This window comes from Actinoalloteichus hoggarensis, assembly GCF_002234535.1.
Taxonomy (GTDB): domain Bacteria; phylum Actinomycetota; class Actinomycetes; order Mycobacteriales; family Pseudonocardiaceae; genus Actinoalloteichus_A; species Actinoalloteichus_A hoggarensis.
Map to the genome: position 1 here is coordinate 1,353,558 of NZ_CP022521.1, position 20,865 is coordinate 1,374,422.

Here is a 20,865-nt window from a genome sequence, read left to right on the forward strand (position 1 = left end):
CGCTCCGGCAGGCCCGACGCCGTGGGACGACGGTCGTCGGGGCACACGGATCAGCGGGAGGTCTCGACCGCTCCCGGCATACAGGTGCTCGAGGAGACCCGCTGGAGGTCGACCGGGCGGTCGGACCACGTCGACAGCGAGCGGAACATGACCATGATGGTGACACGGCCGGACGCCGTGGTCACCCGGCGCTCACTGACTGAGACGGCCGACGGCGTTCGCCCGGTCGGCGGACCATCCCGGCGTGCCGTCGGCCGAGAGACCGCCGGAACGCCCCGCCGGTCCGCGCCGAGAGACGACGTCGTCCCCGGCCGTCCCGTCCCGTCCGATGACGACGCCGGCCCTTCGCCTGCGCGTGACACACAGGCGTTGTCCTCGCGGTGACGGCGATTCGGGCTGTCGGCACCACTCGCCGTGCGGGGAGTACCGGCTGGTTGCGCGCCGGGCTTGGTTGCATGTCTGGCCTGGTGGGGTGTCCGGCCGGTGGGGACGGTCGGGTGTCGGTCGGCGGCGGGTAGCGAGCGGGACGCCGCACCGATGCGCCTGCCGATCCGCTCGGCGGCCGGTGCCGCACCCGGCGACGCTGCATCGATCGCGCCGCCTCGCGTGGCACCGCTGCGCCGACTTGGCGGCCTCGCGGGGCGTCCAGGCGGGCGCCCGACGCCGGTCGGGAGGTGATCCGGCGAAGGGCACGTGACACCGGCCCGCACGGCCGGCGTCGATCCCCTCGCCGCGATGAGCTCAGCTCGCGGCGTCGGCCCGGAGGAGCAGCAGCGTGTGGGCGGGCAGGGCCAGCGTGCCGCCCGAGGGCAGCGGCGTGGTGTCCGAGGGAATCCCGTCGGGCGTGCCGGTGGTCAACACCGGGGTGTAGACGGCGCCGAAGGCGAGACCGGGCAGCGTCAGCAGCTCCTCCTCGCCGCCCGCGTGCAGCACGAGCAGCCACGAATGGTCGGTCAGCGGCAGCCCGTCGCGGGTGTGTGAGCGGCAGTCGCCGCCGTCGATCCACATGCCCAGGGTGCGCCGATCGACGTCGAACCAGTCGATCTCGGTCATCTCCTCGCCGTCGGCACGCAGCCAGGCCAGGTCGGGGGCCCCGCTGGCCGTGGTCCGGCCCTCGAAGAACTCGGCCTGCCGCAGCGCGGGACACGCCCGGCGGACGGCGATCAGATTGCGGGTGAACTCGGTCATCTCCCGCGCCGTCCGCTGCGCCGCACGGTCCACGGGGTCCACGACCCCCGAGTGGGTCCGCACGCTCGGCCAGGCGAGCCAGGACGTCTCGTCGTCGAGACAGTAGGCGTTGTTGTTGCCGCCCTGTGTCCGCCACAGCTCGTCGCCTGCCGTCAGCATCGGCGTCCCGGTGGACAGCAGCAGCGTGGCCAGCAGATTCCGCGCCTGGCGGGCCCGCAGCCTCGTCACCGCGACGTCCGTCGTCTCGCCTTCGACGCCGCAGTTCCACGAGCGGTTGTCGTCGGTGCCGTCCCGGTTGTCCTCGCCGTTGGCCTCGTTGTGCTTGCGCTCATAGGACACCAGGTCCCGCAGGGTGAAGCCGTCGTGCGCGGTGATCAGATTGACCGAGGCCCACGGCCTGCGCCCGCCGTCGTGATACAGGTCCGAGGAGCCTGCGAGCCGATAGGCCAGGTCCGCCACTCCGGTGGCGCCGCGCCAGAAGTCGCGGACGGTGTCGCGATATCGGCCGTTCCACTCCGACCACTGCACGCCGAACCCGCCGACCCGATAGCCCTCGCCGGTCGCGTCCCACGGCTCCGCGATCAGCTTGCGCCGCGAGAGCACCGGATCGCAGCCGATGGCCGTCAACAACGCGCCGTCCGGATCGAACGGGCCGCCGCGACCACGGCCGAGCGCGCTGGCCAGATCGAAGCGGAACCCGTCGACGCCGAGGTCCTCCGCCCAGTACCGCAGCGAGTCGGTGACCAGCCGGATCACCGTCGGCGACGCCGCGTCGACCGTGTTGCCGCAGCCGGTGATGTCCACCATGCGGCCCGCCGCGTCGTGAACGTAGTAGGCGGGCGCGTCGATACCTCGGAAGCTCAGCGTCGGCCCGTCCGGCCCGCCCTCGCAGGTGTGGTTGTAGACGACGTCCAGCAGCACCTCGATCCCGGCGGCGTGCAGGGCGGTGACCATCGTGCGGAACTCCGCGACCTCCCGACCGGGCACGCTGGCATACCCGGCGTGCGGGGCGTGGAAGCCGAGAGTGGAGTAGCCCCAGTAGTTCCGCGCGCCCCGGCGCAGCAGCCCCGCCTCCGAGGACGCGGCGTGCACGGGAAGCAGCTCCACCGCCGTGACGCCGAGCCGAGACAGGTGATCCAGCGCGGCCGGGTGGGCGACGCCGAGATACGTGCCACGCAGGTGCTCCGGGATGTCGGGGTGCCTGCGGGTGAACCCCCGGACGTGCAGTTCGTAGACGACCGTCTCCTCCCAGGGCACCTCGGGCCGCACGTCCCGCAGCGGCGCCGACGGAGCCGTGACCACCGAGAGCGGGACGCCGCCCAACGAGTCGACGTGGTCGGGCCTGCCGGTCATCGGATCGTCGCGGTAGCCCAGCGCGGCGTCGACGTCGGTCAGGATGCCGCTGATCCGCCGGGCGTAGGGATCGACCAGCAGCTTCCTCGGGTTGCAGCGCAGCCCCCGCGTCGGTTCGTACGGGCCGTGCACCCGGTAGCCGTAGCGGGTGCCGGGCGTCACGCCGGGCACGATCCCGTGCCAGACGCCGTAGGTCCGCTGCGTCAGCTCGACCCGACGCTCGACGAGGCCGCCGTCGTCGGAGTCGATCAGACACACCTCGACGGCGTCGGCGACCGAGGAGGCCAGCGCGAACCGCACGCCGTCCGGGGTCAGGTGCGCGCCCAGCGGGTACGGCCCGCCCGCCCGCGTCGGCAGTTCGACGTGCCTGGTCTGCGTCACGTCGACTCCTTCACCTCGATCCGGCCGTCGGATGAGGTTAGCCGGGGTCTGCGCTCCGGGGTAACCGTCGTCATACCCCAGGGCGACGGGCGGGGGCGTGGCGCGGGGCGGGGGAGCAGGGCGCAGACCGGAGACGCCCGCGTCGTCGCCTACCGGGATGAAACGCGGCCTCATTCCACGTTCCGGCCCGTTGCACCGTCGCCGGTCCCGCCGTCGGCGCCGCCGAGACCGCGACAGCGGTGGACATCCCGCCGAACCCCGACCAGTCGGCTGACGGACCCTGTGAACACCGGCCGAGGACGGATCCGGCGCCGCGGCAGGAACCACCACGGCGGCATGGCGGGACCACACCGAAAGACCGTCACGCGGAGGGACGACCACGTGCGGACAGCGCAGCCCTTCGGCGTGCGTCTCGGGCCGTCAGAAGGCCGTGGTCTCGCCGTCCCGCCTGGCACGGGCGCGTTCGGCGCGAAGGTGCTCGGCGCGCGCGAGCACGATGGGCGCGAGCCGGTCCGGTGCGTTCATCGGCATCGACCACTCGCCGTCCTTCGTATGGAGCACCAGGGCTGGACCCAACGGGCAGTGCAGCTTGCAGAGCTGCCCCCGCATCCAGGAGCGGTGGTCGTCGTCCTCTCGAACGACGCGGAAGCCGGTGTCCACGACGGCGGACAGCGGAAAGGAGCCTGTGACGTCGATGCGGGAGCCTGGTGATCCATACCCGCTGCCGAGCTGGTTGGTGGAGGCCTCCCAGCGGAGCCGGTCCTTGTCCAGGATGACCGAGGCGGACCAGCGCTCGGAGCGCAGCGGATAGGTCAGCATGAAGTCGCTGCCCGCGACGACGGAGACGGGGGTGGCCAGCAGGATGCGTCTGGCCTGAATGACGAGGAGAAGACACACCGCCGGAAGAAGGACGGCCGTGAGAATCAACGGGCCGCGTACGCCCGCGATGTAGGCGACGCGGTTCGGCCGAGGACGGGAAGGATCAAGAAGGGGAGGGACAGGAGCGCGTTGAGCAGGGTGCTGTGCTTCCACTCGGACGGTGTCAGCAGGGCGTCCTTCCTGGCCAGTGGGCGCAGTACGAACACCGTCGAGAAGCCGGGCACGAGCATGAGGAACACGGAACCCGGTCCCATGCCGTCGATGAATACCCAGCCGAAGATCGCCAATTGGCAGACGGGTAGTACGAGCAGTCCCAGAATCAGCATCGGGCGGATCTGATTCCATCGTCGACGCAGCGCGGCACGGTTGCTCTCCGGAACCGCGCCGGGGACCGTGCGGGGGATCAATGACACGAGTGGACCCTCGTCTCCCTCTGCGGTGACCTGACCATGTATCCGTGGCTTTCTGGTGGTGACCTCCTGCGAGGGCGGCCACCGGATCGAGCGGTCGCTGTGCGCCCCGTCAGGCTTGTCGGGTCCCCGACCCACCCGACTCCCGCACCTCAGGCTATCGGTATCGGATCTCCGTCGGTCCGCGTCGCCGGCATGGTGGACAGGCCGTGCCAATGAGGCCCGAGGTGAGGGACGCTGCCGGGTGTCGGCTGTGTCGGATCCGCTGATCGTCGCAGTCGTCGGGCGACAGGACGGTTCGGCGGGACGAGGCACCGCAGGGCGACGGACGGGCGGCGTGCCGGGATGAGGCGGGGTCGGTGCGGCCGGCTGATCACCTGTGCTGGGCGAGGAGCGCGAGCAGCGCTGGAACGGCAGCCCGCGCTCAGCCCGGTCGACGAGGGATCAGCCGGGCGGCCGAGGGCATGCTGTTCAGAACGACATGTGTCGATCGTCGTCGCCTCGGGACCGGGCGCGGACGGATTCGGCGCGTGCAAGGAGGAGGGGGCCGAGTTCGTCGGCGTTCTTGACGGGCAGCACCCACTCCCCGTCTTTGGTGTGCAGGACGAGGCCGGGACCTGGAGGACAGTGCAGTCGCCAGAGGTGGCCGCGCATCCATGCTCTGCCGTCGTCGACGTCACGGACGATGCGCACGCTGGTGTCACGGACGGCCGCGAGTGGGAACGAGCCGTCGACGTCGATCTGACTTCCCATGTTGCCCGCGTTTCTGCTGATCGTATTGCGTGCGGCCTGCCAGTTGATTCTCTCCCCATCCAGATGGACGGATGCCGACCAGCGATTCGAGCGCAGGGGATAGGTCAGCGTGAACGCGCTGGCACCCACCACCGATACCGGTGCGGCGATGAGGATATGTCTGGCCTGGCGTACCAGCAGCAGACACGCCACGGGGATCAGCAGCGCGATGATGATGAGCGGCCCTTGGAATCCGCTGCCGTACGTGCTCGGTGAATCGCCGAAGAACGGCAGCACCAGGAAGATCACCGACAGCAGTCCGTTGAGCAGGGTGCTGTACTTCCACTCGGACGGCATCGTCAGCAGATCGCCCCGGATGAGTTGAACCAGTACGACGATCGTCGAGATCCCGGGAAGGATCGTCGCGAACACACCGCCGGGCCCCATCCGTTCGACGAAGAGCACTCCGAAGATGACCAATTGGCACACGGGCAGGCCGAACAGTGCCGTGATCAGCATCGGACGAATGCGGTTCCAGCGGCGTTGCAGGGCGGCGCGATTGTGATCGGGCACGTCGCCCGGCACCGTGCGAGGAATCAGCGACACGGTGGAGCCTCTTTTCCGTCAGGGCGAGCTGGAGGCGACCACGTCGTCGTGGCGGTGGCGACTCCGCCGCCGTGAGTCGCCACCGGCGACGGTTCAGGCCTGTTGCGTTCCTGAGTTTCCGGCGTCCTGCACCTCGGGCATCGGTACCGGGTCTCCGTCGTTCTGCATCTCCGGCATCGTGGGCGGCGCCGTGCCGGGCGGCCCGAAGTGCGGCACGTTGCCGGGTGTCGGCTGCGTCGTGAACTGCTGGTCGTCGTGGCTGAGCGAGATCGGGTAGTTCGGTGGGAGGACGTCGCCAGGTCGGTCTCCGGTTCGGCCGCCGGGATTGCCATCCCAGAGGTTCTGAGCATGCCCGTTCGCACCGGAGACAGCGCCGCTCGTCCCGCCGACGGTTCCGCCCTGAACCGCTGATTGGGCATAGTCGCCGAAGGAGGACAGCTCGCCGTTGCGGACGTCGTTGATCGCGCGGTCGAGGACGTTGGCTCCCGCGCCGGTGATGGCGCCGTTCACCGCTCCCTGCGCCGCATCGGCCGCGAAACTGCCCAAGGGGGCCGACGGCAGGAAGCGCCCGCCGAGTCCTCCGGCGATACCGGAAGCCGCGCCGGTGATCCCTGCACTGACAGTCTTGCCGATGTCCCAGGAATCGCGGTCTCCGGCCAGCATCTGACCACTCTGGATCGCGATGTCGACGCCCAGATTGATCACGAGCTGCTTGATGAGCTCCTGGAAGATCATCTGCACTACCGAGCGCGTCGCCGCCTGTGCGATCGGGATGCCCGCCGTACTCGCCCCGAAGCTCGCGAACGCGGCGGCGATCATGCTGGCGATCGAGGCCGCCAGCATCACCAGCGCGGCGATGATGCTCAGCTTCGTGTACTCGACCTCCAAGGCCGCGTTGTCACACGCCGCGCCGAGTTCGTCGCACAGCTGTTGAAGCTTCGGCAGGAACTGCGGGTCGTTGACGACGTACTGGCCCCAGAACTCGCGGAAGGCGTCGGCCGTGTCGCCCTCCATCGTCGCCAACGCGGCCTGCCCCGCCGCCTCGGCGGCCTCGGCGACGGAGCCGACCTCGGTGGCCGTGCTCGCCCAGCCTTCACCGAGCCTGCGCAGCGCCGTCTCGTCGCCCTCCGGCCAGCTCGCGCCCACCACGATGGGGGTCAGCCATTGCAGCCATTCGGGAATCTCGATGCCCATGTCAACCCCTCACACCAGCCGGCTGAAGCCGTCGGCGGCGTCCTGATCGATCGATTCCCACGTGTCGGCGGCCGCGTCCAGCTGGATCTTGATGCCGCGCAGCGCCTCCGTCAACGCGGTGATGTTCTCCTGGGCCATCTGGGCGGCGGGGAGATAGTCGTTGGCGAACGTCGTGCCCGCCTCGTCGCCACCCCAGCAGGCTCCCTCCGCGCCGACGACGCCGTCGATGGCCGTCCCGGCGCCCTCCAGCTGGTCGGCGGCCGCGTCGAACTGCGGCGACCGCGCACGCAGCGCGGCCGGATCGACTTCCATGTTGTCATTTCCCATGGCGGGGGTCCTTCTCGATGAGAAACGGATAGCGGTGCACCGGTCGGCGTCGGAGTCGGCGGGACACGGTGCGGCGGAGTCACCGAGTCGTCCCTCGGGTGGCCCGGCGAGTTCGTGGCAGGCGAACCCGCGGGTTCGCGTTCGTCCGGACGGCGGCTCAGCGCATGAAAGAGCTGTTGCCGAAGTCCTCGTCGTCGTCCTCCGGGGGGCGTGACCTGCGGGTCGGCGCGGGCGGCGGGGCAGTCGGCGGCGTGGGCGGCGGCGGCAGCGTGGGAGCCAGGTCGCGCAGCGGGGGAGCGCCCTCGATCAGGTCGTTCAGGTCCATGCCCAGACTCTGCTGGGTCACCGCCATCGACTCGTTGACCTGAGTCCTGGCACGGGCGGTGGCCGCCACGATCGTCTCCACCACGGTGCGGGACAGCTTCTCCGGGGTGCTGCGGTTGAACGCCGTCACCGCGAAGTCGAGACGGGTGATCGTGCCCGCCGCGTCGACGACGGCGGTGACGAGCCCGTCGGGAGACACGGCCTCGCCGGTCACGGTCATGGCCCTGGACTGCGCGTCCTTCAAATCCGCCATCTGCTCGTGGAAACGGGTGGTCAGATTCGCCACCTGCTCGCGCATCGCCGCGTTGCGCGCCTCCAACGCGGCACGCCGGTCGGTCTGTTCGCTCATCCCGCCCTCTCAGCGTCGTTCTGGCAGCTGCTAGGGCGGACAGTAGACAACTCCGCCGGCCACCGGGGCGTTCTGGCCGAAAACCACTCGAATCGCGGCCGACGACCTCCCGGTGCGGGCATGACCGGTCGGAGCGGTCAGAATGGCCTGGTGACCGACCGGGGCTTGCAGGGCACGACAGACGGACGGCCGCACAGCGGCGGCCACGAGGCGGCGGACACCACGGACCTGGTGATCCGCATGGACGACGTCGGAGTGCGGCGCGGACCGACGAATCTGGTCCGGGGCGTCGACTGGCGCGTCGAGGTCGACGAACGGTGGGTGATCCTCGGACCCAACGGTGCGGGGAAGACCACGATGCTGCGACTCGCGGGGGCCGAGCTGCATCCCAGCGACGGCACGGTGCACCTGCTCGGCGAGCGGCTCGGCGGCGTCGACGTCTTCGAACTGCGGCCGAGGATCGGATTGTGCTCGGCCGCGCAGGCCGCCCGCATCCCGCCGGACGAGGTGGTGCGCGACGTCGTGGTCAGCGCGGGCTACGCGGTCATGGGTCGCTGGCGGGAGGACTACGACAGCCTCGATCTCGACCGGGCGACCGAACTGCTCGACTCGCTGGGCATGGGCGCGTTGGCCGACCGCAGGTTCGGCACGCTGTCCGAGGGCGAACGCAAGCGGACCCTCATCGCGAGGGCGCTGATGACCGACCCCGAGCTGCTGCTGCTCGACGAGCCCGCCGCCGGACTCGACCTCGGCGGGCGCGAGGACCTGGTGGCCCGGCTGGCCGCGTTGGCCTCCGACCCGGACGCCCCCGCGCTCGTGCTGGTCACCCACCACGTCGAGGAGATCCCGCCCGGCTTCACCCACGCGCTGCTGCTGCGGGAGGGCGGGATCGTCGCGCAGGGGCTGTTGTCGGACGTCATCACCGAGGAGAACCTCTCGGCGACCTTCGGCCAGGACCTCGTCCTGCAACGCTCCGGCGGCCGCTTCTTCGCCTGGCGGCGCCCGGCCGAGTAGACCGCCCGCCCGGTCTACCGCGCGGTAACCTGCGTGCGCGACGGTCGATCTTCGACTGTCGGCGGCGCCGAGTGCGCCGGGATCGACGTCGAGGAGGACGCGGGCGTGGGCGAGTTCGTCAGGCTGGAAGTGGACGCGGGAATCGGCACCATCCGGTTGGACCGGCCGCCGATGAACGCCCTCGACATCCAGATGCAGGAGGAGATCCGCGCCGCCGCGACCGAGGCGTCGCTGCGTACCGACATCCGGGCCGTGGTGATCTACGGCGGCCCGAAGGTGTTCGCGGCCGGGGCCGACATCAAGGAGATGGCCGACCTCACCTACGCGCAGATGGCCGATCGGGCGCCGCAGCTCTCCGTGGCGTTCCGGGCGGTCGCGGAGATCCCGAAGCCGGTGGTCGCCGCCGTCACCGGTTACGCGCTGGGCGGCGGGCTCGAACTGGCGTTGTGCGCGGACCGGCGGATCGCGGGCGACAACGTCAAGGTCGGCCAGCCGGAAGTGCTGCTCGGGGTGATACCCGGCGCGGGCGGCACCCAGCGGCTGGCCAGACTCATCGGCCCCGCCAAGGCCAAGGACATCATCTTCACCGGGCGCTTCGTCGAGGCCGCCGAGGCGCGGACACTCGGGATCGTCGACGAGGTCGTGGCGCCGGACGACGTCTACGCCACCGCGCTGAGCTGGGCGGACCGTTTCACCACCGGGGCGGCCCAGGCCTTGGCCGCCGCCAAGACGGCCGTCGACACCGGGCTGGAGATCGACCTGGCCAGCGGGCTGGCCCTGGAGAGCAGACTGTTCGCGGCGATGTTCGCCACCGAGGACCAGAAGACCGGGATGCGCTCGTTCGTCGAGCACGGCCCCGGCAAGGCGAAGTTCGAGGGCCGTTGAGATGAGTGAGACGCCGATGCGACCGGACACGGACCGCCGTGCCGCCACGCGCGCCGACGTGGTCGGGGACGCGTGCGAGTCGGACCGCCCGCGCCACGACGCGACCGATCCCGTGCCGAATCCGCATGCGACCGAGGCCGAGGTCGCGGCCGCCTACGCCGACCCCAAGCTGGCGAACGTCCTCTATCACGACTGGGAGGCCGAGACCTACGACGAGAAGTGGTCGATCTCCTACGACGAACGCTGCGTCGACTATGCCGTCGGCCGCTTCCACTACGCGGCGGGCGTGCCGGCGAAGCCCTTCGAACGGGCGTTGGAACTGGGCTCCGGAACGGGATTCTTTCTGCTCAACCTGATGCAGGGCGGGATCGCGAAGAAGGGCTCGGTGACCGACCTGTCGCCGGGCATGGTGAAGGCGGCGCTGCGCAACGCGGAGAACCTCGGCCTGGACGTCGACGGGCGGGTCGGCGACGCGGAGCGCATCCCGTACCCGGACGACACGTTCGACCTGGTCGTGGGGCACGCGGTGTTGCACCACATCCCCGACGTGCAGGCGGCCATGCGCGAGGTCCTGCGGGTGCTCAAGCCAGGCGGCCGGTTCGTCTTCGCCGGCGACCCCACGCGGATCGGCGACTACTACGCGCGCAGGCTGGGCAGGGCCACCTGGTGGTTGACCACCAGGATCACCCGGCTGCCCGCGCTGGCGGCCTGGCGCCGTCCGCAGCAGGAGCTCGACGAGTCCTCGCGGGCCGCGGCGCTGGAGGCGGTCGTCGACCTGCACACCTTCGTCCCGGCCGAACTGGAGCAGACCGCTCGGGCGGCGGGCGCGGTGCGCGTGCATGCCAGGACCGAGGAGTTCACCGCCGCGTTGTTCGGCTGGCCGGTGCGGACCTTCGAGGCGGCGGTGCCGCCCGGAAAGCTGGGCTTCGGCTGGGCGATGTTCGCCTATCGCACCTGGCAGCGACTGTCCTGGCTGGACGAGAAGCTGCGGGGGCTGCTGCCGAGGGACGTCTTCTACAACGTGCTGATCACCGGGCGCAAGGCCGCGCGAACCGACCGACGGTGACCCGCGGTGCGCGAGGCGCGGTGGTTCGACGTGTGACGACGGGCTGACGGAGCGCGGCGGGCGGGGCGATGACGGCGCCGTCCGCCGTCGCCTCCGCCGTGGTCGGGACCGGCTCGCCGGTGGAACGCTCGGTCGTCTGCCGGTGCGGGCGGACGTCCGCCGTGGCCGGGGCGGGGCGCCTGCTCCGATCGGGCCCCATGACCGCGTCCGGCGCCGGGCGTCCACGGGCACACGAATCGGTCGGGGCGCCGTCGGAGAGACGGCCACGGCTCGGCCTCCGGTGCCCACCGGGCTCGGTCGCCCCGAACGGGCGGACACCGGCTCGCCCGGCCTTCGATCCCACGGGTGTCACCTGCCCGGCGACGCGCGCCCGGATGCTAGCTTCTGGAGCGGTGAGCGGTATGTCGACACTGCTGATCCGCCTGCGGTCCTGGCTGCGCCCGGACCCGAGGCAGGCCCGCTTCCTCACCAGGGAGTCGTTGCGCTGGGTGCTGCGCCATCGCGCCTACACCCCCTGGTATCTCGTGCGCTACTGGCGGCTGCTGCGGCTTCGCCTGACCCGCCCGCACATCGTCCTGCGAGGCATGGTGTTCCTCGGCAAGAACGTCGAGATCGACTGCGAACCCGGTCTCGGCAGGCTGGAGATCGGCCGCTGGGTGCACATCGGCGACGGCAACGCCATCCGCTGTCACGAGGGCTCGCTGCGGATCGGGGACAAGGCGGTCTTCGGCCGACAGAACACGGTGAACTGCTACCTGGACGTGGAGATCGGCGGCGCGACCCTGGTCGCCGACTGGGTCTACGTGTGCGACTTCGACCATGTCGTCGAGGACGTCGAACGGCCGATCAAGGACCAGGGCATCGTCAAGACGCCGGTGCGCATCGGACCGGACTGCTGGCTGGGCACCAAGGTGACGGTGCTGCGCGGCAGCCGGGTCGGCCGGGGCGTGGTCCTGGGCGCCCATGCCGTGGTGCGCGGCGAGATCCCGGACTTCGCGGTCGCCGTCGGCGCGCCCGCGAGGGTCGTCCGGGATCGGTACGCCGACTTCGTCGCGGGCGCCGACGCCCGCGCCCGCCGGGCCGCCGCGCTCGCCGACATCACCCGCAAGGCGGAGGCGGCCGCGAGCACCGCCGCCGCGACGGCCGCCGAGGCCTTGCCTGCCACCGCCGTCCCCGGCCGCGCCGCCGCGGACCCGCCCGAGCGCGACGCCGATCCATGCTGAGCCCGGCCGTCGTCCGGAAGATCGTCGCTCAGCCGGAATCCGCCGCTCACGCGCCTCAGCTCCGTCGGATCGTGAACAGCTCCGCGAGGGCGTCCGCCCGACCCGTGAGGTCCTCGGCGCTCACCAACGTGGTGAGTTCGTCGGCTCGGCCGACGTCGAGCCTGCGCAGGAGTTCTGCGGCCTCGGTGAGCGGCGCCCTGGCCTCCCCGGCCCGACCCGCCTCGATCAGCTCAGTGCCGAGCCTGCCGAGGGCGTGGGCGATGCTCCAGTCGTCCTCGGCGATGCGCTGGTAGTCCAACGCGAGGGAGAACATCGCCACCGCGCTGTCGTGATTGCCGAGCAGTCGCTGACATTCGCCGAGGTTGTTCAGACACACGATCCGGTCGACCGAGTTGTCCGCGATCTCGAAGTCGCGCAGGGCCGCCGCATGCGCCCGCACCGCCTCGTGCAGAAGTCCCGCGCGTCGATACGCCTGTCCGAGCGAGTCCAGCGCCCGTCCGCGATCGTCGTTCAACTGGGGATAGTCCAGGCCGACCAGGACCTCCAGGCTGCGTCGGCCGGTGGCGACGGCCTCGTCCACGCGACCCGTCTGGAGATAGCCCATGGTCAGGTTGTTCAGCCCGATGTGCAGGCGTTGTGGCGCGTCCAGCCGTTCGCTCTGGGCCACGGCTCGTTCCAGCAGTTCCACGCCGAGTGCGTCGTCCCCGTGCAGCGAGTGCACGATGCCCAGGTTGCCCACGGCCATCAGCTCCGCCTCGGCGCGGCCGAGTTCGCCGAAGGTGCGCACGCTCTCGGTCAGGGCCTCGATGGACTCCGGCAGCCGACGCAGCTGGGCCAAGAGCTTGCCCTCGGCGTTCTTCAGCCAGGCGCGGCCCTCCCGGTCGTCCGCGGCCAACGCCGCCGACATGCCCAGGTCCGAGGTCTCCTGCCATTCGGTCAGGCGAAGCCGCTGTTGCAGGTAGGTGGTGAGGCAGTAGCTGAGCATCCAGCAGACGCGGTGCAGGCCGTACTGCATCGCGCACCTGGTGGCGGCCGCGATGGTGGCACGTTCGAGGTCCCACCAGCGGAGCGTGGTCCAGCCCGCGGGCAGCGCGAAGGTCGCGGGATCGAACTCGGTCAACTCCTCGTCGAGACCCGCCGGGCAGAACGTGCGGGCCTGCCCGATCGCCGTCCAGGCCCGTCCCAGATGCCAGCGCAGCACCCGGTTCACGGCCGTCGTGCGCTCGTGATGCGGGTCCTCCTGTTCGCTGCGCTCCTCGGCGAACTCGCGGACCGCGTCGTGCAGGCGGTACCGGTGGGTGCCGTGCTGTTGGAGGAGCTGATCGGCCTCGAGTCGGGCCAGCAGCCGATCGGCGCTCTCGACGTCGCAGCCGAGCACGACCGCCGCCGCTCGCGCGTCGATCTCCCGACCCGGCAGCCAGCTCAATCTGCGGAACAGGCGACGGACCTCCTCGGGCAGCGTCGCGTACGACTGGTCCAGGGCGGTGCGGACCGACGCCTGCGGGTCGCCCAGGATCTCCAGGGCGCTCAGCAGTCGCCCGGAGGCCAGCCGCCGGGTCAGTTCCGCGAACCGCCGCTCCGGCGCCTGACGAAGCTGCGCCGCCAGGATGCGCAGCGACAACGGCAGGCCGCCGCCGAGTCGGACCAGTGTGTCGAGCACATCGGGCCGTGCCGCGGGCTCCGGGCCGATGATCTCGGTCAGCAGGGCCCGCGCCTCGGCCTCGGGCAGCGGGTCCAGCGGCAGGGATCGGACGCCGTTCGGTGCGGGCAGCCCACCGAGTCTGCCTCTGCTGGTGACGACGAGCCGCGAGCCCGCACCGGCGGGCACCAGGGGACTCACCTGTGCCACGTCTCTGGCGTCGTCGGCGAGGATCAGCAGTCGTCGACCCGCCGAGATCGTGCGGTAGCGGGCGGTGGCCTCATGCAGGTCGCCGGGGATCTCGTCGCCGGGGACGCCCAGCGAGTACAACACTCGTCCCACGGCGGCGAGCGGGCTCAACGGCTCGTCCCCGGAATGGCCGCGCAAATCGACGAACAGCTGCCCGTCCGGATACTGCTCGGCCGCGGCGCGACACGCGCGCACCGCCAGCGTGGTCTTGCCCGAACCCGCCATGCCGTTGACCGTCACCACCGTGCAGGCCCGCGCATCGGTGGTGTCCAGCAGGTCGCCGAGGACGGCGATCTCCTGCGCCCGTCCCTCGAAGTACGGCGAGGCGGGCGGCAGCTCCGAGGGGAACGCCTCGGGACGCGGCGGCACGGCCGAGAGGGCGCTGACCGCCGAGGTGGGTGCGCTCACCCCGAGGATGTGCAGCAGCGCGGCGGGCGACTCGCCGTCGAGGATGCCCGCGTAGAGCCGCCGCATCTCCTCGCTCGGTTCGATGCCCAGCTCGGTGGCCAGTGTGGCGTGCGCCTGATGGAAGACGTTCATCGCGTCGGCGCGGCTGCCGAGCTGGTTGCACAGCAGCGCCTTGCGAATCCACAGGTCCTCGCTGAGGGGATGCCGCGCCAGCTCCGCGTCGATCTCCCCGCCGAGGTCGCCGAGATCGTCGGTGGCCAGCCGCGCGTCGATCAGTCCCAGCTGGCAGCGGCGCATCGTCGCCAGGACGCGGGGTCGTTCGGTCAGGATCAGCGGCGAGGCGGGCACGTCGGAGAACGGGGTGTCGCGCCACAGGGTGCGCGCCCGGTGAAAGGAGTCGATCGCCTGACGGAACAGTCCGGAGCGCATCTGCCTCCCGCCCGCGTCGACGGCGGCGGTGAACATCGTCAGGTCGAGGTCCTCCGCGCCGACGTCGATGCGGTAGCCGTCGTCGTCCTGGTGGATCGGGTCGTCGCCGTGCTCGCGGAGGAACGCGCGGGTCTCGTCGACGTCCCGCCGCACGGCCTCCGCGCCGTCCTGCGGGGATCGCTCCGGCCACAGCTCGCCGAGCAGGGCGGTGACGGAGACGGGATGAGGCGCGTGTAGCAGTAGGACGGCGAGGGTCAGTCGCTGCTGGGGTGAGCCAGGACTGACCCACTCGACGCCCGTGCGAGACTCCAGCGGGCCGAGCAGTCGGTAGCGCACGGTTCATCCTTGCACCGTCGTCGATCGCAGACCATCGGCCGCGCGGCCGTCGCGACACACTGTGTCACCGGTTGACCGTGTGTCACCCGGACAGCAGGTTCCCCGAGGGAATCTTGGGCCGGGACAGTTCGGCGCCGCGGCAGGCAGGCCAGCCGTCGACGGCGGCGGTCGGGGCAGCGGTCCGGCGGCGTGCCTGCTCGTGGTCGAGCGCGGCGGCGTAGACGTCCGCCGTCGCGGCGGCGATGGCGGGCCAGGCGAAATCGGTGCTCAGCCGGTCGCGCGCCGCCGAGGCCCGCCGGGCCGCGCTCGCGGGATCGGCCAGTACCCGGCGGACCCCCGAGGTCAGCCCGGCGACGTCGCCGGGTGTGAAGGACAGCCCCGTCTCACCGTCGAGCACGACCTCGCCGAGGCCGCCCGCCGTGGAGGCCACCAACGGGGCGCCCGCCGCGGCGGCCTCCAACGCCACGATGCCGAAAGGCTCGTACCTGCTGGGCAGCACGACGACGTCGGCGGCGGCGAGCAGTGCGGCCAGCTCCTCGTCGGACAGCTGGCCGGTGAGGCGCACGGCTCGCCGCACCCGGTGTCTGCGGGCCTCCTCGACGAGTCTTTCCTGGTAGCCGCCCTGCCCGGCGATCGCCAACACGGCGCCCGGATGGCTTCGGCGGATCGCGGGGAGCGCTGCGACGGCGTCCTGGGCTCCCTTCTCCCATTCGATGCGGCCGAAGAACAACAGCAGCGGCGCGTCCTTCGGCTGCACCGAGGTCCGCGCGTGCGCCACCTTGGCGGGTGACACTCGCCAAGGGCTCGGGCTGATCCCGTTGTGCAGCACGGCGACGTCCGCGGGCTCCACGTCGAAGAGCTGCGCGGCCTCCTGCCGCATGGCGGCCGAGCAGGTGATCAGTCGATCCGCCCGATGGGCCAGCCACCACTCGATCGAGTGGATCTGCTGATTGAGCGGCTGAGAGAGCCAACCGCTGTGGCGACCGGCCTCGGTGGCGTGCAGGGTCGCGATCAGCGGCACCTCGGCGGCCTCGGCGAGGGCGATGGCGGGATGAGCCACCAGCCAGTCGTGGGCGTGTACTACGTCGGGCCGCCGCTCCCGCAGCAGCGCGAGTCCCGCGCGGATCATCGCGTGCCCCATCGCCAGGGTCCAGGCGACCAGATCGCGTTCGAAGGACAGATGAGCCGGGTCCTCGGCGACTCGTACGACCCGCACGCCCGCCCTGCTGTCCACCTCGGTCGGGTGAGTGCTCGCATCGGTGCCGGTGGGCTGTCGACACAGCAGGGTCACCTCGTGCCCCTGGGCGGCCAGCTGCTCGGCCAAGGCATGGACGTGCCTGCCGAGCCCGCCGACGACCACCGGGGGGTACTCCCAGGACAACATCAGGACCCGCATCCACAGATCCTCGCAAACCCGCTGGGAGGATCACCCGGTCGGTACAGTGGAATCACGGTGATCAACCGATGATCACGGCAGAGGGAGCGGCATGGAACCGTCCGGATGGGCGCTGGCGGCGTTGGGCGTCTTCCTGGTCGCCAGGGTGGTCGACATCGCCGCGAAGGACGGCCTCCTCGGCACCCGTTCCACATCGGACACCCCTGCGGGCATCCGCACCGTCGCCGTCGGAGGACTGCGCGCGGCCCGACAGGCCCAGGGCGAGCACTACAAGGTCATGCAGGCAGGCCAGGGCGTCGACGCAGGCTGATCGACACCACATGCCACGCGGACTGGTCGGCGGCCCGCGCCGAGGGTGAGCATCGGGGCGGCGCGATCCGGCCCCGGACGGTCAGTGGGAGGCGCCGCGCCCGCGCAGCAGACCGCGCGCGTCCAGAGCGCCGAAGGGCCCGTCGACCACCCGCAGGCGGGTCGCCGCCGCCTCCGCCTCGGCGCGGTCGCCCGCTTCCACCAGATCGGCCAGCCGATCGAAGGCGGCGGTGTGCTCGGCCGCCCGCGCCCGCGCGTAGTCGGCCGCCGAATCGCGGGTCACCATGAACGCCCAGTCGCTGGAGCAGGCCAGCAGTGCCTCCTGCCAGAGCTGATCGAGCACCCGGTCACGGCCCGCGCCGAAGCGGTGGCCGTCGACCACGGCGAGCAGCCGATGCTGGAGCCGATCGTTGTCCGCCACCAGATCCGCCACGGCGGGGCCGTTCCACACCCGCCAGTCCTTGCCCGAGCCCCACGACGACGCGGGCAGTTCGACCGGGGCGCCGACATGCCCGGCCGCGAGCACCCGCCGCGGCGTGGTCACCGTGACACCCGCCTCGGGCAGGCCGCGCAGGACGCCCGCCAGCCACGCCGGACCCTCATGCCACCAGTGACCGAACAGCTCGGTGTCGAAGGCCGCCACCACCAGCGGCGGCCGTGCGGTGTCGGCGGCGTCGCGATGCTCCCGCAACCGGGTGACGACCGCGTCCACGAAGTCCGCGACGTGCTCCGCCACCGCCGCCGCCGCGACGTCGGGCAAGTAGGGCTGCTTGTCCTCGGGCGCGACGGTCCGACCGGTGACCCTCGCGGGCTTGAGCCCTGTCGGATGGTCGTAGGTGTGGAAGTCCCGATAGGCGGGATGCCCCGGATAGCCGACCTTCGGCGACCACACCCGCTCGGCGATCTCGCCGTCCCGGCCGAAGCAGACGACCTCGGAGTCCCACACCGGTCGTGCCGCCGAGGTCCGGCCCGCGAGCGCGGGGGAGTCGACGAGGAAGTGCGTCACCCCGGCGTCGGCGTAGCCGAGCTCCATCCCGGGGTCGAAGCCGCACTCCGGCGCCCAGATCCCCGTGCCGCGGCTTCCCCGCCGCAGCTCCCCGTCCGCCAGCCCGACCCGCAGGGCCTCCGCGCGCAGACGCGGGTGCAGCAGCGGTTGGAACGGATGCGTCGCCGGGCCGCCCAGCAGCTCGATCACTCCGGAGTCCACCAGCGGCCGCAGCAGCGGTGACGCCCCGTGGCGCCAGCGGGTCTCGAACAGTCCCAGGGCGTCGACAGCCCGACGATGTTCGGCTGCGGCCAGGGCACGCAGCTCGGGCCTGCCCTGCTGCCAGCGGACGGCGGCGTGGCGGGTGCGCAGCACTCGATCGCCGAGCCAGTCGTGCAGGCCGCGCAGGCTGTAGGGATCGTCCAGTTGAGCGGCGAGAACCGGGGTGACGCCGAGGGCCAGCTGATCACGCAGGCCTTCGGCGGCCAGGTGTTCGAGGAGTTCGATCAGCGGCAGGTAGGAGTCGGCCCAGGCCTGGTAGAGCCACTCCTCGCCGACCGGCCAGCTGCCGTGCCGCGCCAGCCAGGGCAGATGGGTGTGCAGGACGAGACAGAACTCGCCGAGCGGCTCGGCGGATCGGCCGCCGATCACGGCCGCCGTCCCACGGCCAGCAGATCCAGACTGGACGTCTGCTCGGTGTCGGCGATGACGAAGTCCTCGGCGCGCACGGCCGAGACCTCGTCGATCAGGTCGGCGGGCCAGTCCCGCTGCTCGACCGCCAGCCGGATCTGCTCGTCGATCAGCGAGCCGCCCCGGCGTCGTTCCCGCTCGCGCAGTGCCGGACCGTGGTGCAGCCCGGCGAGCCGATCCACGACGAGGCCTGCGTCGGTCAGCAGCTCCGCCAGCTCGGTCGGGTCCAGCTCGCGGGTGTGAAAGGGGTTCGTGGTGCCGTTCGGCGAGAAGGTCAGCCGGTTGGGCGTGGTGAGCAGCAGCAGCCCGCCCGGCCGCAGCACTCGCCGACACTCCGCCAGGAAGGCCTGCTGATCCCACAGATGCTCGATGACCTGGAGATTCGCCACGACGTCCACACTCGACGTCGCGACGGGCAGCCTGGTCAGCTCCGCCTGGACGACGCCGACCGCCGGATAGGACCGGCCGACGTGCGCGGCGGTCGGCGCGTCGAGGTCCGCCGCGACGACCAGCTCCGCCACCGAGGCCAACAGGGCGGCCCCGTAGCCCTCCCCGCAGCCCGCGTCCAAGACCCGCGCCCCGCGGCAGTGCGGCAGCAGCGCCCGATACGCCGCCTCGTGGCGGCGGAACCAGTAGTTCTCTCTGGCGATGCCCGGCAGCGTGCGCTCCCCGGTGAGCGGCAGCGGATCGAGGACGTGATCGGCGGACATCGCCGCACCCTATCGGGCCGCGCCGCGGGGGAACGCGACCAGCTCCACCGTCTTCGCGCATCGGCCCTTCGTCCCGCCGGTAGCGGTGGCCGCCCGAGCGGCCGGGGCCTGTCGGCGCTGGACGCCGTCTCCGTCCGGGTGCCGCGCCCGCGCCGAGCCTCGGCGAAGCGGACCGGCGGACGCGGACGGTCGGTGTGGGGGGCAGGCCGTGCGGGGCGGGCGAACGCCGACGCGGTGGTCCGCGGGTGGCGCGCCCTGCCCCGCCGCACCGGACGACCGCCCTCCCTTGTGCGTCAGAGTCGACCGAGGATCCTGTTCGGCGTCACGCGCACGGCCGTCACCTCGCCCGCGTACGCCGCTTCCGGCGTTCGTGCGATGTGTTCCGCGTGCGAGATCCCGACGTACTTCGCCGTCAGCTCGTCGCGGAGGGCCAGGGCGCGATCCGGTTCGAAGGTCGCCGTGCCCTGGATGACGGCGTAGGTGTAGGGGGCGTCGACGGGGTTCACCAGCACGCTCACTCGCGGGTCGCGACGCAGGTTCTTCTCCTTGCGGCTCCCCGCGGCGAGGTAGAACAGCACGTCGTCGCCGTCTCGGCCGATCCAGACCACGGACTGCTGCGGGGTGCCGTCGGGCTGGATCGTCGCGACGATGCCGAAGACGGGCGTGTCGAGGAGTCGTCGCAGGTTCCGGGGCGTCACGGGCCGCATGACGGGGTCTCCTTGCTGAGAGAGCGTGGTCGATCGTCGCGGGCGACGCCGTGTTCGTCGTCGCGGGGCGAGACCGTGGTCGAGGTCGTTCGGGCGTGGTGGCCGCCACGGCTTGACCGCGGTGACGGCGGGCTCGCCGCAGACGCGCTTCGTCGGCAGACAGGCGGTGAGGTCGGTTCGTCGCCGCCCGAGACGATTCATCGTCGGAGCAGGCGCAGCGTCGCCGTGTGGAGTCGTCGTGCGTCCTCGACGTCGAAGGCGGGCCCGTCGACGCTGATCGGCGTGCCTGTCATGAAGGCGCTGAGCGGCGCGGTGGGCGGCTCGTCCAGCACGGCGAGGAGCGGGTGCACCGCCTGTTCGACGGGGACGGCGGTCTGACGCAGCGCGGCGATGCGGGCCGCGTCCGCCGCGTCGTACTCGCCTGCGAATCCGCTGTCGACGACGCCGGGGTGGAACAGCACGTAGCGCACCGTCGTCGACGGCCGGTGCAGCGTGAATCCGACGCCGAGGAGATCGTTGAGCGGGCCTGCCTGTCGCATCGCCGTCCCGCCGTCGTAATCGTGTTCGAGGCCCGGATCGGCCCAGCGGATCGCGGGCGGGGCGGCGCCCGTGGGCCCGGCCACGTTGAGGATCACCGGTGCTGGAGCCGCTTCGAGCAGATCGGACATCTCGTGACACGCCACGAAACGGCTCAGATAGGACAACGCGAACGTGCTCTCGAAGCCCTCCGCGGTGACCGTCCTGGCCGAGCTGAAGTGCCGGGCGCACAGCACGAGGGCGTCGACCTCGGTGACCAGCGATCGGACTTCCTCGATCGCTTCTCTCGTCTCGCCGACGAGGCTCAGGTCGGCGGTGATGAAGTGCGCGCGGCCCGTCCCGAGTCGTGCCGCCTCCGCGAGCAGCGCGGCGCCCTTCGCCGGATCGCGACCGATGATCAGCACCGTGGCGTCCGCGGCGAGACGGTGTCGGACGACGGCTCGGCCCAGGCCGTCGGTGCCGCCGGTGACGACGATCGTCTCGGCGGTCGCCCTGGCGTACTCATTGGTGTATGGAATTGAACTCACCGGTTCAGTTTA

At 71.6% G+C, this 20,865-nt stretch carries 18 protein-coding genes; 5 read left to right on the forward strand and 13 right to left on the reverse strand.

Annotated elements, in window-relative coordinates:
* Positions 1-741: 741 nt before the first annotated feature.
* From glgX to AHOG_RS06160, 7 genes are all read right to left on the reverse strand, one after another.
* On the reverse strand, positions 742-2,922 hold the full coding sequence (gene glgX, locus AHOG_RS06130) for a glycogen debranching protein GlgX (RefSeq protein WP_245856585.1): 2,181 nt from the start codon (positions 2,920-2,922) through the stop codon (positions 742-744).
* Positions 2,923-3,342: 420 nt separating this feature from the next.
* Positions 3,343-3,819, reverse strand: coding sequence for a hypothetical protein (locus AHOG_RS06135; protein ID WP_093940489.1), 477 nt, complete (start codon positions 3,817-3,819; stop codon positions 3,343-3,345).
* A gap of 26 nt (positions 3,820-3,845) precedes the next feature.
* Complete coding sequence (locus AHOG_RS06140) at positions 3,846-4,208, reverse strand: hypothetical protein (protein WP_093940490.1); 363 nt, start codon at positions 4,206-4,208, stop codon at positions 3,846-3,848.
* A gap of 474 nt (positions 4,209-4,682) precedes the next feature.
* Positions 4,683-5,549, reverse strand: a complete 867-nt coding sequence (locus AHOG_RS06145) for a hypothetical protein (protein WP_093940491.1) — start codon at positions 5,547-5,549, stop codon at positions 4,683-4,685.
* A 93-nt stretch (positions 5,550-5,642) separates the two neighbouring features.
* Entirely contained in the window at positions 5,643-6,743 is a 1,101-nt protein-coding gene (locus AHOG_RS06150) for a WXG100-like domain-containing protein (RefSeq protein WP_093940492.1), read from the reverse strand.
* A gap of 9 nt (positions 6,744-6,752) precedes the next feature.
* Positions 6,753-7,070: a WXG100 family type VII secretion target gene (locus AHOG_RS06155; RefSeq protein WP_093940493.1), complete on the reverse strand. Its 318-nt coding sequence runs from the start codon at positions 7,068-7,070 to the stop codon at positions 6,753-6,755.
* A gap of 157 nt (positions 7,071-7,227) precedes the next feature.
* Entirely contained in the window at positions 7,228-7,743 is a 516-nt protein-coding gene (locus tag AHOG_RS06160; protein ID WP_093940494.1) for a YbaB/EbfC family nucleoid-associated protein, read from the reverse strand.
* Between the two features lie 240 nt (positions 7,744-7,983).
* Between AHOG_RS06160 and AHOG_RS06165 the strand changes: the two genes are divergently transcribed.
* From AHOG_RS06165 to AHOG_RS06185, 4 genes are all read left to right on the forward strand, one after another.
* The gene (locus tag AHOG_RS06165; RefSeq protein ID WP_245856853.1) at positions 7,984-8,757 is read left to right on the forward strand and encodes an ABC transporter ATP-binding protein; all 774 of its coding nucleotides are present in this window, start codon (positions 7,984-7,986) and stop codon (positions 8,755-8,757) included.
* 105 nt (positions 8,758-8,862) lie between these two features.
* Positions 8,863-9,642, forward strand: coding sequence for an enoyl-CoA hydratase/isomerase family protein (locus AHOG_RS06170; RefSeq protein ID WP_093944201.1), 780 nt, complete (start codon positions 8,863-8,865; stop codon positions 9,640-9,642).
* Positions 9,643-9,658: 16 nt separating this feature from the next.
* A complete protein-coding gene (locus tag AHOG_RS06175) occupies positions 9,659-10,708 on the forward strand; it encodes a class I SAM-dependent methyltransferase (protein WP_093944202.1) in 1,050 nt (349 codons plus the stop codon).
* Between the two features lie 401 nt (positions 10,709-11,109).
* On the forward strand, positions 11,110-11,931 hold the full coding sequence (locus tag AHOG_RS06185; protein ID WP_093940497.1) for an acyltransferase: 822 nt from the start codon (positions 11,110-11,112) through the stop codon (positions 11,929-11,931).
* Positions 11,932-11,986: 55 nt separating this feature from the next.
* On the opposite strand, the gene AHOG_RS06190 is transcribed toward AHOG_RS06185, so the two are convergent.
* A complete protein-coding gene (locus tag AHOG_RS06190) occupies positions 11,987-14,992 on the reverse strand; it encodes an AfsR/SARP family transcriptional regulator (protein WP_093940498.1) in 3,006 nt (1,001 codons plus the stop codon).
* A gap of 82 nt (positions 14,993-15,074) precedes the next feature.
* A complete protein-coding gene (locus tag AHOG_RS06195; protein ID WP_093940499.1) occupies positions 15,075-16,388 on the reverse strand; it encodes a glycosyltransferase family 4 protein in 1,314 nt (437 codons plus the stop codon).
* A 91-nt stretch (positions 16,389-16,479) separates the two neighbouring features.
* Between AHOG_RS06195 and AHOG_RS06200 the strand changes: the two genes are divergently transcribed.
* Positions 16,480-16,698, forward strand: coding sequence for a hypothetical protein (locus AHOG_RS06200; protein WP_093940500.1), 219 nt, complete (start codon positions 16,480-16,482; stop codon positions 16,696-16,698).
* Positions 16,699-16,779: 81 nt separating this feature from the next.
* Here AHOG_RS06200 and AHOG_RS06205 read toward each other — a convergent pair whose 3' ends face one another.
* The 4 genes from AHOG_RS06205 to AHOG_RS06220 all read right to left on the reverse strand — a co-directional run bounded on the left by AHOG_RS06205 (position 16,780) and on the right by AHOG_RS06220 (position 20,853).
* Entirely contained in the window at positions 16,780-18,330 is a 1,551-nt protein-coding gene (locus tag AHOG_RS06205; RefSeq protein ID WP_093944203.1) for a 1,4-alpha-glucan branching protein domain-containing protein, read from the reverse strand.
* The gene (locus AHOG_RS06210; protein ID WP_093940501.1) at positions 18,330-19,082 is read right to left on the reverse strand and encodes a class I SAM-dependent methyltransferase; all 753 of its coding nucleotides are present in this window, start codon (positions 19,080-19,082) and stop codon (positions 18,330-18,332) included. The genes AHOG_RS06205 and AHOG_RS06210 overlap by 1 nt, the downstream gene beginning before the upstream one ends.
* Positions 19,083-19,375: 293 nt before the next feature.
* Entirely contained in the window at positions 19,376-19,789 is a 414-nt protein-coding gene (locus tag AHOG_RS06215) for a PPOX class F420-dependent oxidoreductase (protein WP_093944204.1), read from the reverse strand.
* A 197-nt stretch (positions 19,790-19,986) separates the two neighbouring features.
* Positions 19,987-20,853, reverse strand: a complete 867-nt coding sequence (locus AHOG_RS06220; RefSeq protein ID WP_245856586.1) for an SDR family NAD(P)-dependent oxidoreductase — start codon at positions 20,851-20,853, stop codon at positions 19,987-19,989.
* Between the last annotated feature and the right edge of the window lie 12 nt (positions 20,854-20,865).

Excerpts from the sequence above, each read along its gene's own strand:
- AHOG_RS06175 (WP_093944202.1), top strand. The coding sequence starts at position 9,659 with ATGCGACCGGACACGGACCGCCGTGCCGCCACGCGCGCCGACGTGGTC.
- AHOG_RS06165 (WP_245856853.1), top strand. The coding sequence starts at position 7,984 with ATGGACGACGTCGGAGTGCGGCGCGGACCGACGAATCTGGTCCGGGGC.
- AHOG_RS06160 (WP_093940494.1), bottom strand. The coding sequence starts at position 7,743 with ATGAGCGAACAGACCGACCGGCGTGCCGCGTTGGAGGCGCGCAACGCG.
- AHOG_RS06195 (WP_093940499.1), bottom strand. The coding sequence starts at position 16,388 with ATGCGGGTCCTGATGTTGTCCTGGGAGTACCCCCCGGTGGTCGTCGGC.
- AHOG_RS06185 (WP_093940497.1), top strand. The coding sequence starts at position 11,110 with ATGTCGACACTGCTGATCCGCCTGCGGTCCTGGCTGCGCCCGGACCCG.
- AHOG_RS06210 (WP_093940501.1), bottom strand. The coding sequence starts at position 19,082 with ATGTCCGCCGATCACGTCCTCGATCCGCTGCCGCTCACCGGGGAGCGC.
- AHOG_RS06155 (WP_093940493.1), bottom strand. The coding sequence starts at position 7,070 with ATGGGAAATGACAACATGGAAGTCGATCCGGCCGCGCTGCGTGCGCGG.
- AHOG_RS06150 (WP_093940492.1), bottom strand. The coding sequence starts at position 6,743 with ATGGGCATCGAGATTCCCGAATGGCTGCAATGGCTGACCCCCATCGTG.
- AHOG_RS06200 (WP_093940500.1), top strand. The coding sequence starts at position 16,480 with ATGGAACCGTCCGGATGGGCGCTGGCGGCGTTGGGCGTCTTCCTGGTC.
- AHOG_RS06215 (WP_093944204.1), bottom strand. The coding sequence starts at position 19,789 with ATGCGGCCCGTGACGCCCCGGAACCTGCGACGACTCCTCGACACGCCC.